Source organism: Propionispora vibrioides (assembly GCF_900110485.1).
Taxonomy (GTDB): domain Bacteria; phylum Bacillota; class Negativicutes; order Propionisporales; family Propionisporaceae; genus Propionispora; species Propionispora vibrioides.
This window is the reverse complement of the sequence record NZ_FODY01000020.1, coordinates 49,141-63,324: the sequence shown is the minus strand read 5'-3', so window position 1 is coordinate 63,324 and position 14,184 is coordinate 49,141. Positions and strand designations below refer to the sequence as shown.

The following is a 14,184-nucleotide window of genomic DNA, read 5'->3' as shown; positions in this document are numbered from 1 at the left end:
GGCCTCATCCCCCTGCTCCGGCTTTTTCCACAGCCACCACCACTCGCTGCGCCCCGGCACTTTTCAGCATATCCAAAACAGCGACCACTTGGCCATAGGGTAGATTTCGGTCAGCCTGCAATAAAATAACCATATTGCCCTGCCGGCGAACGATTTCCTGTTTTGTCCGCCGCTGCAGCAATTCCATCGGGATCACCTCTTCACCAAACTGAATCTGTCCATTTTCAGTTACGGTTACAATCACCTTCTCGCCGGTATCAGCCGCGGCCGTTGCCGCCTGCGGCAAAGCGACAGGCAAACTGCGCCGTTCGACCATATATAAGGTGCTCATCATAAAAAACACCAAAAGAAAAAAGATAATATCGATCATAGGGATAATCATCAACTTGGGCTGGCTTTCGTTGCGAAGATTACGAAGCTTCATAATCCCGGTTCCTTTCCAGCACCAGCAGACAAACCTCTTCCATGGCCGTCGCGATCCCATCCAGGCGGTGGTTAAAATAACTATAAGCCAGCATCGCCACAGTAGCTACACAAAGCCCGGTAGCCGTGGCAACCAGGGCCTCGCCTACCCCGCCGGTAATGGCCAGCGGCTGCCCGGCCTTAATGTTAAGAACGCTAAACGAACCGATCATGCCGATTACTGTCCCCAGCAAGCCCAATAGTGGCGCGATCGTCACAATGGTATCCAAATGGCGCAAATGCTTGCGCAGTTGATTGGCCAGCAAGGAAGCCTCTCCTTCCAAAACGCTTTCCAAATGCCGGCTTTTACCTTGCTCGCACTGTAATCCTTTTTCGGCCAGCCGGGCTACAAAGCCGCCATTTTCCCGGCATAAACGGAGGGCATCACTCACATCGCCCGTTTGCAGCACTCTTTGAAAGTCCCGGGTAAACCGTTCCGGCTTATTCGCTACCGCCCGGTAGAACAAAAATCGCTCCACAGCGATTCCGATAACAGTCAAAGAGCACAATAACAGCAAATACATAACCGGTCCGCCTTTCTGAAATAGCAGCAGACTCTCTCTGATAGATTCCATGACACCCTCTCCCTTCTTCATTCACTACATAACATATTGTTTTTTCTTACTGGTCGAAGAACGGCCGCCGCAGTTGTCCATATATTGCTGCCAAAGATTCTTTACCCAATAAGCGGCTCCCCTTAGTCCCATAAAAGGCTGCCGGAGTGCTTCTTCCTCAAGTACCGGCCGGGCAATCGTTTGGCAGCAGGCCGGGCTGACGCCGCGCTGCTGCGCCAAAGCGCCTTCATAGCCACTGGCCAGCAACAAACCATTTTCCAGTCTATCCAGGTGACCACCCAGCCAGGCTTCGGAAAAAGCCAGCGAAGGTTCCTCAGCGGTTTTCCAGACATTAGCCCTGCCTGTTTGCTGCAGCACCATTAACGAACCAACCGTACACCATTCGGTACGCAAGGCGCTGGCTACCGCTCCGCCGACCAGGCCGGGGGCGCTGATCAGACCGTTCGGAAAATACAGGCTGCCCCAATTCTTTTCCCAGCGCTTCACCCGTTGGCACATGGTCCGCCAAACCGCATTGGCTTCCTCCCGGACTGCCTGATGACTTCGCTCACCCATCCACATAACCTGGCCAATAGCACTGAGCCATTCCAGCGAGCCTTCGACGCCGTAGGGCAAGAGCGGCAGCGATAAATAAGGAATGCCATACTCTGTTTGCAATTGTTTGGCTAAGGCCAAGCCCAATTCGGGATGTACCACCAAATTCATTTCGGCCTGCGTCATAGCGGCAACTTCCTGCCGCGTACTGCCGGCACCGGGACAGGCCAACACTTGATAGCCGGCCAGCTCCAGCATACGGGTTAACTCGATTACATCATTTTTCCCGTTATAGTACCCGTCGGACACTCCCAGCAAATTTAGCGAACAGGGAATGACCATACTGCGCGACCGCAGCTCAACGGCAGAAAAATAAGCCGCTGCCGCCGTACAATACCCTTCGGCAAAATCGCCATCCTGCCAGTTCTGGTGCAAAGTGAGCCCTGGGCAGTTTATGCCTGCTCCGCTAAGATAGTCCGCTAACGCTTCGTCCGGTTTATCAGTTAAAAGCACGGCGTATTGACTGCTGTCTTTTATTTCCGGCAGTACCGCGAGAAATTCTTTCCTTCGCCCCATTTGAATATCTTGTTCCCCTTTGTGCCATCCCGGTGCTGAGTAAATAAAACAAATACCTTTAGCTACCTGACCTACACTGACCAGCACAGCCGTGTCGGTAAACCCGGTAAAAAAAGAGACGGCACCGGCCAGCTTTTCCGGCAACTGCCTGGGAACGCTCTGATTTTCTTTCATAATAAGTCCCTGCTTTCTTTATACTAGTACTCCACCAACTCTGAAAGTACAATGTCTTCACGAGTCTTTTTCCGCAAGGCTTCGTTGTCATCGGCTTACCTATGTTTGATAGGCGCGCCTCTTCCGCCTTGCCTTACGAAAAAATCCCCGCAAATTCATTTGCACTCTCAAAATTGACGGAGCACTACAAGCTTCTTTTTTCAACCGCCAACAGCAATTCGTCCAGCTTCATAACCGTAGTCTCCGGTCTGGCAGTCAATTGGCGGTATAATAGGGCTGCTTCCCCGGCTGTGCCGTCACGGCTATTAATCGGGCTGTCTTCCACAATAATCAGCCGGCCGGCCGTAAAGGCAGCTTTTAGATTATCCAGGTTTTCCTGACTAAAATAAAGATTACCCAGGATGGTATAGTGGGCCTGGGCTATTTTTTGCCGGTTCTGCTCCCCCAGTTCCCGCCCGATAGGGCCAAAAGCCTGGCTTACCAGATTGTCGGTACCAAAGGCCATGGCTACGGCGGTGTCCATATCCCCCTGGCGCAGTATGCCGCAGCTTACGGGATAGGCGTTTTCCCTTAGCGCCCGGATAATGGTGCCAATCGTACCGCCGCCGCCAATTACATGTATCGCCTTACCGGGTTGTCCGGCACTTCTCCTATCATAGGTATGAATATCCAATTGGCCGCTGATATAGTTCTCGTACACGGCTGACTGCAGCCCAAAAGCCTGATATAAATGCTCCGGTGTTACCACTTGGGAAGGAGGGCCATCGGACAATATCCCGCCTGCCGACAGCAGAATCAGCCGGGAACAGAATTTAGCTGCCAGCCGGATGTCATGAACGACGATAAGTACGGTCTTGCCCTCCCGGCAAATTTGCTGACAATAACGGAATATTTCCTCCTGATAAGAAAGGTCAAGACTGGCAGTCGGTTCGTCAAGAAACAGCAGCGGCGTTTCCTGAGCCAGTGCTTTCGCCAGCATAACCCGCTGCCGTTCTCCCCCCGACAGCTCATGTAATGGTCGCTGAGCCAGGTCGCCCACACCGGCAAAGGACATATATTGCCGGGCAATCGCGTAGTCGGCCGGGCTTTCATTCTGCCACCAGTGCAGATAAGGGTAGCGGCCGGTCAGCACGGCATCCAGCGCCGTTATCCCGAAGGAAACCTGCACTTCCTGCTGCATATAAGCCACCTGGCGCGCTCTATCCCGTTCGCTCATCGACAGCAGCGGTCTACCAAATAAAAGCACCTCACCTTTACTGTAGGGCAACAGACCACATAAACTTTTCAATAGCGTACTTTTGCCCGACCCGTTAGGACCAAGGATGCCAATAAGCTCTCCAGGTCCTGCCGTAAGCGTCACGTCGCCGATTACCGTCTTTTGACCGTAACCCACCTGAATATGACGGATATCAATGATCGTAGCCGACTCCTGCATCATGACAGACCTCCCTTTTGTTGCGCCTTATACAGCAAATACAAAAAATAAGGCGCACCGACCAAAGCAGTCATGATTCCTACCCGAATCTCCAATGCTGGCACAATAACCCTGCCCAGGGTGTCACAAAACACAAGAAACAAGCCGCCGGCCAGTGCACAGGCCGGCAAAAGCACACGATGCTCCGGTCCCGCCAACAGCCGCATCACATGGGGAACCAAGAGGCCGACAAATCCAATCGTACCCGTTACACATACGGCGGCGGCCGTAGTCACCGAAGACAGCAGTAAAAAAGTCAGGCGCAGCCTGGCCACAGGCATTCCCACCGCACGGGCTTCCTGTTCCCCTAGAATCAGAACGTTTAACTGCCGCGCCATACAGCACAGGACGATAATGCCCAACACCACCGGCCCGGCAGCCATATAAACATGCTCCCAGCGGCGGTAGTCCAGACCGCCGACCAGCCAGAACAAAAACTCTCTGACCCGCTGCTCATTGAGTACTGTCAATATAGCCGACGTCACGGCACCCAGCAGCATACTGATCGCCACCCCACCCAGGAGCAGCATCGCCGGCGACAGCTTCCCCTGACGCAGCGCCAGCAGCACGATAAGCCCGACAGCCAGGAGAGCTCCCAGCAAGGCACATACGGGCATGTAAAAGATGTTTAGCGAAGTCAAGCCCAGCGCGATGGCACTCACCGCCCCCAGAGCGGCTCCGCTGGAAACTCCGATAATCCCCGGATCGGCCAGGGGATTATTAAAGATCCCCTGCAAAACAGCACCGGACACCGCCAAAGCGGCACCGGCCAAGATTCCCACCAGAACCCGCGGCAGCCGGATATGCCAAACAACGGCGGTCTGTTCCGCCGTAGGCATTGCAACCTGACCGACAGGAAGCGCCAGTTGCTGTCCGGCAATTGCCAGCACGCTATCGGCCGGCACCGTCACCTGTCCGGTCATCAATGACCAGCCTACCGTGCTCAGCAAGGCGACAGACAGCACGGTAAAAAGCAGGAACTTGCCTCTTAATTTATGTAATATGTTCATTAATCAGCCTCACTTGGTATTCATATAATCCGGATAAGCCGCTTTGGCCACTCCTTCAACGCCAAATACAATATACTGGGAGGTACAACTGAGATACCGTTCGGGAATGACTTCCAGCCTGTCTGTTTGTACGGCAGGAACACTCTGCAGTCCCGGATCGCTCATGATATCCGTCCGCGAAGTCTCCTGATTTGCTTTCCCTTGATAGTCCCAGGTCGGCAGCAGCAAAACATCAGGCCGGGAAGCAACCAGTTGCTCCTTGGTCATCATATCATAGGGTCCAAGCCCGGCTTTTACTGCCGCACTGACCGTTCTGGCCTGCTCACAGATATCGGCAAACGTACTGTCCTTCCCGCCGGTTGCCCCGGCCGCCGTCAGCTTGGCAACGACTTTCTCCTGCCCGGCTTGTACAGGGTCCAGTTTTCGCCGGACCTCGGCCAGTTTTTCCTCCATCGTCCGGACCAGTTGTCTGCCTTGCTCTGCTTCCCCCACGACCTGAGCGATGACAGTAATGGTTTGTTCCACTTCCTTAATCGTGTGAGGAGTTTTATAGACGTATACAGGTATACCCGCATCACGCAGCGTCTGGGGTAAATCGGCCGGCAGCCAGTCGGCCACCAAAACCAGATCAGGGTTCAGCGCAATCACCGTTTCCGCCTCGGCCCGTATTTTATGCGGAACCGTTCCGGCCTGCTCCACAATATTCGATATACTCGCATCCTCCGCTAAATGAGTCAGGGCGGCAATCCTGTTCGCCGGTACCAGTCCGGTGATGATTTCGTCGGTTCCCAGCGTCAGAGAAACAATGCGCTGCGGTTTATGGGTTAACTGCAGAGGGTGCCCCTGACTGTCGGTCACCGTATAATCTTCCGCCACCGGCTGCTGTTGCCCGGCGCCATGGCCGCAGCCGCTCAGCAACGCCATCAGCAGCATCCATATGAATAAGACGCTCAGCCATCTTTGTTTCAAAAAGGTTACCTCCTTACGCTAAGGCGTATCTTCAAACTATCCAAAACGCTCCCTGACGGCGCTTTTTATGCCATACTTCATTACATTTTTTTTTGGAATAGGGGCCGCTATTCCTGCAAAAATTCGCGTGCCCCTTTGGGGTATAATCCGCCTGGCGCAAAAAAACCTCGCCATGGATCATTCCGTTAGCTCGAAGACACGCCTAAGGCCTGCTGCTGCTGAGTTATTTTCTCGCTCCAGTCTTGCAGCGAAGTCTGGATAAATTCATGCACCACATACTCCGGCTGTATATATTGAATGAGTTGCCGGACTGCCGGACTGCTAAACGGCAGATGCTCATCAATTCGCAAAACATGGCTCATAGTTTCCGCCATGGTATATTCCGTCTTTAGCTTTTGCCTGCTTCGCCTTACATATTCCCCTGATAGGGAACGGTGCAGATGAATGCCTTTGATGCGTTCTTTATATTTGCCCAGTGCCTTTACTGTGTCGATAATATAGGCCACGCCCTCTTCTTCCGTTGTCAATGCCGGATTGGTATTCATCAAGTGACCGGTATCCAGCATAATGCCCACTCTGGGATGGGCAATTCCTTCCAAAAGCCGGGCCGTCAAATCCCTGTTGGTGAGAGTCATTCCCGGCCACCAAAGATTTTCCAGGAGCAACGTCATATGCTCCGGTATTTCTTGGACCAGACTATTCAATACTTCCAGAGCCGCCTCCACTACTTCGCAATCATTATATCGAAAGTTCCAGTCGAATGCTTCGCTTGGAGCAGTATGACTGACATGAAACACCGCATACCGGGCACCAGTCTGCCCGGCGGCGCGGATATTCTCCCGGTACAGTTGAAGCCAATCTTCCCGGTGTAAACCACCATAGCAGGCTTTGATTTCTGCCTCATTCTTAAAACTTTTCGCCAGAGCCTTCGTATCGCCCCGCCAAAAATCCAGCCAATAGGGCCAAAACCGCAAATGCACGCCATAAACCCATTCCGGCCGGTGAATACGGCTGTCCCAGGCATCGCAGAGCATAAGCTCCAAACCGTCGAGCTGATTCCGTTCCAGAAACAGACGAAGACAGGTGGCGCTATGGCTGATTAAATCTAAATCAGTTTGGTAGTTGGATAAGTTTACAAGTTGCAGCATGACTTCCTCACAAAAATAAAATTACGAGAGAAGATCCCCGGCATCAGGCATCTTCTCTCTTTCCTCTGTTGCTTAGAATTGATATTGAACTCCGAGTTGATAGTTGCGGCCAGGGCTGGTATACCATTCACCAGGACTACCGCCATAGTCGGATCTGGCATAGGACTGTTCTGCATAGAACTTATCTAACAAATTATTAACCCGCAAAAAGGTTTTTGTATTGGGGGTTATTTTATAGTTCAAGGCCAAATCCCATACCCAATAGGTGTTTTCAGGAAAATAGTTGCTATAAGCAGCACTATTTTGCGGACCTGGTTTATCAAACACACCACGGCCCTGCAAATGAACATCGTATTTTTCCTGACGATAATCTACTCCTACATTCCAGTATCCTTTGGGAATACAGCCATCTACATTTTGCGACCGTTCAACCGTAGGATCGATAGTAGTGTGAGTATAACCGATATATGTACTCAATTGCTCCGTCAACTTTTTGTTTAACTGAATGTCCCAGCCATGAGCTTTTTCATCAAAATTAACGTACTTATATGAACTCATGTCAAACCCTACGGCATTGCTGGAATCTCTTCTGAATAGATGAAATGCGGTGCTCAACGTATCACTTAATTGATGATTCACACCAAGTTCCAGATTGTCACCTTTTTCCGCTTTCAAATTATAATTGCCGTAAGTGTCATTAAACACTTGATAAGGGGTCGGCACAATAAAATATTTATTATAAGAAATATAGTAATTTGTCTCATCGCTGGCTTTATATCCGATATTGACGTGTGGCGAAGTATTGGAACCGTATTGCGTACTGTCATCATAGCGGATGCCGGAAGTCAGCTTCCATCGCCGGTCCAAATCCCACTCATCCTGAACATAGTAGGCAGAATTGCTGATCTTTTTATTCCCGCTGGAAACCACTTTGTCCCGTGAATATTCAAAACCACCGGTAACGGTGTGATTGTCGGCAAAGGTTTGAGTAAACTCGTCCTGCAACCGCATAGTTTTTACTTTTGTCCAGGATGTACCTATACCCATTCCCCAATAGGGATCATTGGTTTGGAACGTATTATCATATACACCATTATAAAAAGTCAGCCGGTTTTTTAGATTGTCCGTTAATTGATTATTATAAATCAATTTCCAATTGTAATTATCCATATTCCCCGGATTACGCTGGCTTAGATAATAATTCGTTCCCGAATACATATAGTCCGACTGATACTTCTGATAGTCAAAGGTTATGTCCGACTTTTCATTAATCGCCTTAGTCAGTTTAAAGGTTGTGGTCTCTGCATTACGGTGCTCTGGAACCGTAGTGCCGTTAGCATCCCTATAATCTCCCATGATATCCTTCTGGCTGGTAACAACCCAACTGTAATCGCCTGATTTGCCTTGATTCATGAAAGCATAGTTTTCCTTATCATAGCTGCCGCCGGTATAGGTCAGCGTACTTTTGTTTTCCTCAGCCTTTCGCGTAATAATCTGAATAACCCCGCCTTTGGCATTTGCCCCATATAGAGAGGCGGCGGCTCCTTTTAGTATTTCAATTCTTTCCACATTATCCAGATTGCCGTATGCGGCGGCAGCAAAATTAACCCCTGCCGCATCCACTCTGACACCGTCAACTAATACAACGATTTTATCGGAACCGTTAATTCGCAGCATGTTCGACGCTTCATAACCAATACCTGTACCGAAATTATTGATGGTTACACCGGGTACATTCCGTAAGGCTTCCGATAAATCAGAGTAATGCTGTTCTTCAATATCCTTACGGGTAATCACCGTCAGGTTGGCATTAGATTCTGAAAGCTTTACCGGTGTCTTGGTAGCTGTTACTACGATGGGATCAAAATCAAACTGGTTATCCTCGCCTTCCGCCCAGGATATTCCCGGGATTTGGCAGAGAACGGCGCTGCTGAGCAAGGCACAGAGCACGGCTTTACTGTGTTTTCCTTTCCTTTTCAATGTTTTCCCCCCAATAAAATAAGTCCTCCACGCGAGCGGGAAGGACTTAGAAAATAGGGCCGCTCAATCAAAAATCCCGGCACATATGTAGCCGGGATGATAGATGAAAACGAAAGACCTGCATCTAAAATCCCCTTCCCATCGCTCGTGGGTCAAACGGTGATTGTCAAACAGGCAGTTCTCCTGGCTCTGAATCATCGCGCAGCCAAACCTTCCCAGGATTTTCATCCCAGTGGCATTTTTTTGGCCTTGCTCCTCATTACAGTGGCGGGACCGCGCCGGCATTACACCGGACTTCCCTATTAAGCCTTACGGCACCTGTTTCTTACTATGTAGTTTGTACTATTTATAACTTTCGTGTTAAAAATAGCACATTACGGTAACGATGTCAAACGGTTCAGGTGTGAAATACTGTATACTATTGTAAAAGCTCAGTTCCGCCACTCTTTCAGGCAATGCTTGCCCCACGCATCGGCCGCCAGAATGGCTGCATAGACTCCGTCGACAGTAACGGCAAAGGGCTCATTATGCACCGTTTCGCCGCCGGCACAAACTGCTTCTGCCACTTGGTAGATTCTCTCATCGGAAACTTGTTTTACGCCGATGTCCGCCAAGGTGACCGGCAGCCCAACCTCGATGCAAAACTTTATAACCCGCTCGATTTCTTCGGTCTTTCTATTTTCCATTACCAGTTGCACCAGCGTGCCGAAAGCAACCTTCTCACCATGATACATCGCATGAGTTTCCGGTAACAGGGTAAACCCGTTGTGTACGGCATGCGCTGCCGCCAGCCCGGAGCTTTCAAACCCCAGACCACTGAGTAAAGTATTGGCTTCTACAACCTTTTCCACTGCCTCCGTAACGACGCCCTTCTCCACTGCCAGCTTGGCCGGAAAGCCATAGTCCAGCAAAGTATCAAAGCATAGCCGCGCCAGGCATAACGCCGCCGCAGTGGACAAGCCGCCTGGTAAATTAAGCGCCGGAGCTTTGCTGCAGGCCTCAGCCTCAAACCAGGTGGCCAGCGCGTCACCCATGCCGGACACAAACAAGCGGATCGGCGCCTTGGCGATAATTGACGTATCCACCAATACCAAATCCGGATTTCTGGGCAGAACCAGATAGGACTCAAAGACTCCCTGTTCGGAATAAATAACCGACAAAGCACTACAGGGTGCATCGGTGGCAGCAATGGTAGGTACAATCGCCACCGGCAGCTTGGCGTAATAAGCTACTGCCTTAGCCACATCCAGCGCTTTGCCGCCGCCGACTCCGACAATCACATTAGCGCCAAGCCGTTCCGTGATGCCAACCAGTCTGTCAATTTCAGCCTTCGAACATTCGCCCCGAAAGGTTTCCAACGAGCAGGTAACCTGGTGCTCGCTGCAGCTTTGCCGTAATTCCGCTTCAACCGACTGCAGCCCCCGTTTGCCACCAATGCACAGCGCACAATTGCCTAAGAGCAAAATGTGGCGGCCAATATTTTTCATGGCACCACTGCCTTGCACATACCGACTGGGAGATATCATAATCCGTTCCATATCATACCCACCTTACCTTCTCAATTTTTTTATAAATAAAAAAACTCCCTTTGCGGGAGTATGCTTACGCTAATCGGACAGACAACGGCCTTGGCCTATGCGTAATCCCCTCCCCATCGCTCGCAGGTTATAACGGTGATTGTTAAACAGGCAGTTCTCCTGGCTCCGGATCATCGCGCCGCCAAACCTTCCCAGAAACTTCATTCCAGTGGCATATTCTTGGCTTTGCTCCCCATTACAGTGGCGGGACCGCGCCGGCATTACACCGGACTTCCCTATTAAGCCCTAACGGGCACCTGTTTCTTGCTTATGTAATTTGTACGATTTGTAACTTTCGTGTTAAAAATAGCATATTATAGTAACAATGTCAAATATCTTATTTGAAAAAGGCAGAGTTTTATAAACTATTTTTCACGGTCATTGTCTTACTTGCCAGCATCGCCAGCAGCCTGCCCCAGGCCGTCAAATAATCCTCCAATTTCCCCCCGCCAATTTGCGGTGCACCTATGCCAAAACGGGAACTTACCTGTTCGATTAGCTCCTGTCCGGTCCGACGGACTTCTTCCGGGTTCAACAGCCCCCAAAGCCATTGGTCCAGCAAATGGACATAGAGTGAAGTGTAGGTTACCAGCCGGGAATTGGCATCCAGGCATCGCAACCGTTGTAAAAACCGCACTTGATCGGAATCACCGCTTTCTTGCCGATAAAAATCCCACAGGGTTTCCTCCCGCACACCAAACCGCTTGAGCCGCCGCAGCGAACTATACTGCAGCGTGGGCGACAGTCCGGTCTGCCGCTGCAACGCTTCCTTTACGGCCTGTTTAACCACACAGCCGATCAGTTCACCCAGCTTGGCATGCTTTCCCGCACTCTCCAAATACAGGGGCGAGTGGGGATTGGCAATGATCATAGTCTGATCGGTGCCTGAGCCGGTTGCCAGACCGGTGGAGTAATTGCTGCCGGCCATCAGCTCCTGCAAAGCGGCGGTTTTGGCCTCCGTGCAGGTCACCAGCGCCCGTACCAGTGAGGCCGGCGGCATATCCGCATCAATCACTAAGAAGATATTGATCGTACCCGGCTTATACAAGGTATTTCGTTCCGCCGGTTCAAAATACGTGGCCGGGTCGCCCACCCTTCCCCCGTTCTCCTCAATTCCGCCGGTGACCAGCGCCGTAACCTGCAAGCTCTGGTAACAGGCCGTATGAATGGCCACATTGTCCATCGCCGCTGCCGTAGCCATACCGGAAACCGTATCCGGCGCCAGATCCAACCCGGCCGCGGCCTGACGCATGTATTCGTCATAATTGGCCGCCCGCCAGGTACAGCTGCCGTTAGGTACGGCGCAGTCGTAATTAAACACGGCCGTCAACTGTTCCTGATACCCTCCGTTATAGATGGAGGTACTGAGAACTTTACGGGACTCTTTAAACCGGATGATGATGCTTTTTTCGGACCGGTAAACCGAATCGCCATTCGCTAGCTCATATATCTTCATAACTTCCTCCGTATCTGACAACCCGCCTTAGGGGCACTAAAAAACATACGACCTGACCTGCAAGCCTTACAATTCGGGCAACGCAAAAACATTATTGAAAATCATCCTCAGAATTTGATCGGCTACCACCGTATCATCCAACGGATAGGGTTTCAGGAGCGGCGTAATTTTTTCAGCCACCGCTGCCGGATCGATGGCCAGCGCCCTGTCATGCAGCCATTCTTCCTTGTCGCCAGCCGGTTTTTCCTGCAGCGAAAGCCGCTCTTCATATTCCTGTTTCAAGGCCGCCGCGACCCGTGTTTTATCGACATAAGTCAGATCGTCCGATTTGAACACAGCCAGCATCGCCGCCCGGATGACGGCGTCCCCTTCGCTTCTGTCGGTCATGCCTTTTTCAATGGCCGTATAGAGCAAGCTGTTGTATTCGTCAAAATAACGGAAATCGTCCCGGTACAGCGCCGCTTCCACACTAAACAGCATATAGTCGTAACCGGTAAGCGGTTTAGCCGCTGCTGCATCCTCGCCATAGCAAAGCCGTGAAGCTTTAACCAGCAGCTTTTCCGTGGCAAATTGCCCGGCATCGGCATTTATTACAACGAAATAGCCGTTTGTCAGCGATACACCGCCCAGGCTGTCCGTACCGGCATATTCATTATGATACACCAGACGGATGTCCTTGTCACCACCGTCCAGGAGGTCCTGCAGACTATTGACCGCGCTGTCGACTACTTTAAGGGTGGTTGACAACTGGCCGCTGGTCAGCAGGCTGGAAATACTGTTGGCCAGTGTGATAAACGGCTGAAAATAGTCTTTATTCACATAAGCCAGCAGGGCCGCGCTGATGGATACAGTGCCGCCACGGTAAGGTACCAGGTTGGTCAAGGCATAATTCAGTTCTACCCCCTTGCCTAAGGAAGTTGCATTCAGATTAAGCGAAAGCGGTCCGGCTACACTGGGTAACTGCTGCGCGGCATTGCTGCCGAATTGCAGCTCGACAACGGAAGAAACCACCGGCACATAGCTGCGGAATAATTTGCGGTCATCCTTTAAAAACATTTCCGCCAGGCGCAGCCGGAGATAATGCTGCCCCTCTTTCAATTCGATCCGTTCCACGTCCGACGTTACCGGCGCAAATACATAATGCTTCGACTCTTTAACAAATAAATTGCTAAACCAGTCAATCAGGCTCATAAAACACTCTCCCCCTTTCTCCTTCTGCCGTTACTATCGTTTCTTTTTACAGGCCAAATTGATCGGCGGCAATCCATTCCATGTTTAAGAGCGACCAAAAGTCTGTCGCCAGCTTGTTCAGGACATATTCATAGGGCAGCCAGCCATAGCCGGCATCGCCCCAGGCACTGCCCCAGGAATTACGGATCAGCAAGGCTCCGGTAGTTTCCTTATTATATTGGGTGTTTCTCATTGCCAGCGTATCATCATAGCCGAAAGCCGCCACGGCATGCCCCCATTGAGCCTGTTCATTCGGACCGGGAGCCGGGATGCCGCCGGGTACATCGGACGCCGTAAAGGAAGCAAAACCGTAGAAACCAAACATGCTGGGAATTCCGGCCGCCAGGTATTTTTTTACGCTGCCAAGAACATCGGCCGGAGCCGGATTAACCCCGGCGGCATCATGGCAAAAGTACTGCAGCGCTTCATAGTTGTCGGCCACCGCATAGACAAAAGAGGTCGGTTCTTTATCAAAGTCAGGCGCTTTGTCGGTGTAGGGCCAGTATTTTTCCGGCGGTACGCCGCACAAGGCCAGAGCTCCCATGGTATCTCGGATATAGGAACCGCTGTCGCCGGCCACTCCCTGTAGATTTCGGGCGTTCTTATAGATAAACAGACGGGAAGCGGTCATATTCCGGGAAAAGGAACGATTCTCAAAATACTCGACCATGCCTGCCGCCGCATGAGCGGTGCAGGCACCCAGCGCCCCCTGGTCCTGGACAGGTGAGCACCACTGCCTAAGATCTACCCGGTCCGGCAAAGGAGTATCCCGGTCCATTCCCAGCTTTTTCAACGTTTGCTGCAGATTGGGATGGTCCTCATTGTAATCACGCAGATCAGGCAGGGGCGGCAGCCAGCCCGTACCCACCACCCGGCTGTCAGGCAGAACAATTCTGGCATTCATCTTCATACCTCCTCACCATTGGGAAACGCTGCTCCGGCCAAATGCCGCAGCAGCGTTTCCATTTTTATTTGCAAATTTACCAACTTTCCTTATTCATTTACCTATGATCCGCCGG

The 14,184-nt window shown here is 51.3% G+C and carries 12 protein-coding genes and 2 riboswitches; all 12 genes read right to left on the bottom strand.

Features of this window, described 5'->3' with window-relative positions:
• Positions 1 to 4 precede the first annotated feature (4 nt).
• Positions 5 to 424 carry an ExbD/TolR family protein gene (locus BMW43_RS14865; RefSeq protein ID WP_091749245.1) on the bottom strand — a complete coding sequence of 140 codons (420 nt, stop codon included), beginning with the start codon at positions 422 to 424 and terminating at the stop codon, positions 5 to 7.
• The gene (locus BMW43_RS14860; RefSeq protein ID WP_091749242.1) at positions 411 to 1,037 is read right to left on the bottom strand and encodes a MotA/TolQ/ExbB proton channel family protein; all 627 of its coding nucleotides are present in this window, start codon (positions 1,035 to 1,037) and stop codon (positions 411 to 413) included. Before BMW43_RS14860 ends, BMW43_RS14865 begins: the two co-directional genes overlap by 14 nt.
• A gap of 24 nt (positions 1,038 to 1,061) precedes the next feature.
• Positions 1,062 to 2,321 (bottom strand): nitrogenase component 1, encoded by a 1,260-nt coding sequence (locus BMW43_RS14855; RefSeq protein WP_091749239.1) that lies wholly within the window; start codon positions 2,319 to 2,321, stop codon positions 1,062 to 1,064.
• 184 nt (positions 2,322 to 2,505) lie between these two features.
• Positions 2,506 to 3,759, bottom strand: a complete 1,254-nt coding sequence (locus BMW43_RS14850) for an ABC transporter ATP-binding protein (protein ID WP_091749236.1) — start codon at positions 3,757 to 3,759, stop codon at positions 2,506 to 2,508.
• Entirely contained in the window at positions 3,756 to 4,805 is a 1,050-nt protein-coding gene (locus BMW43_RS14845; RefSeq protein WP_091749233.1) for a FecCD family ABC transporter permease, read from the bottom strand. Before BMW43_RS14845 ends, BMW43_RS14850 begins: the two co-directional genes overlap by 4 nt.
• A 9-nt stretch (positions 4,806 to 4,814) precedes the next feature.
• Complete coding sequence (locus tag BMW43_RS14840) at positions 4,815 to 5,774, bottom strand: ABC transporter substrate-binding protein (RefSeq protein WP_091749230.1); 960 nt, start codon at positions 5,772 to 5,774, stop codon at positions 4,815 to 4,817.
• 185 nt (positions 5,775 to 5,959) lie between these two features.
• Positions 5,960 to 6,922, bottom strand: coding sequence for a sugar phosphate isomerase/epimerase family protein (locus BMW43_RS14835; protein WP_091749227.1), 963 nt, complete (start codon positions 6,920 to 6,922; stop codon positions 5,960 to 5,962).
• Positions 6,923 to 6,994: 72 nt separating this feature from the next.
• The gene (locus BMW43_RS14830) at positions 6,995 to 8,902 is read right to left on the bottom strand and encodes a TonB-dependent receptor plug domain-containing protein (RefSeq protein WP_091749223.1); all 1,908 of its coding nucleotides are present in this window, start codon (positions 8,900 to 8,902) and stop codon (positions 6,995 to 6,997) included.
• Between the two features lie 156 nt (positions 8,903 to 9,058).
• Positions 9,059 to 9,239, bottom strand: a riboswitch (cobalamin riboswitch).
• Between the two features lie 94 nt (positions 9,240 to 9,333).
• Entirely contained in the window at positions 9,334 to 10,440 is a 1,107-nt protein-coding gene (locus BMW43_RS14825; protein WP_091749221.1) for a glycerol dehydrogenase, read from the bottom strand.
• A gap of 132 nt (positions 10,441 to 10,572) precedes the next feature.
• Positions 10,573 to 10,755, bottom strand: a riboswitch (cobalamin riboswitch).
• A gap of 82 nt (positions 10,756 to 10,837) precedes the next feature.
• Entirely contained in the window at positions 10,838 to 11,935 is a 1,098-nt protein-coding gene (locus tag BMW43_RS14820; RefSeq protein WP_091749219.1) for an adenosylcobinamide amidohydrolase, read from the bottom strand.
• Positions 11,936 to 12,001: 66 nt separating this feature from the next.
• On the bottom strand, positions 12,002 to 13,126 hold the full coding sequence (locus tag BMW43_RS14815; protein WP_091749217.1) for a hypothetical protein: 1,125 nt from the start codon (positions 13,124 to 13,126) through the stop codon (positions 12,002 to 12,004).
• Positions 13,127 to 13,172: 46 nt separating this feature from the next.
• A complete protein-coding gene (locus BMW43_RS14810) occupies positions 13,173 to 14,069 on the bottom strand; it encodes a C1 family peptidase (RefSeq protein WP_091749215.1) in 897 nt (298 codons plus the stop codon).
• Positions 14,070 to 14,184: the final 115 nt, after the last annotated feature.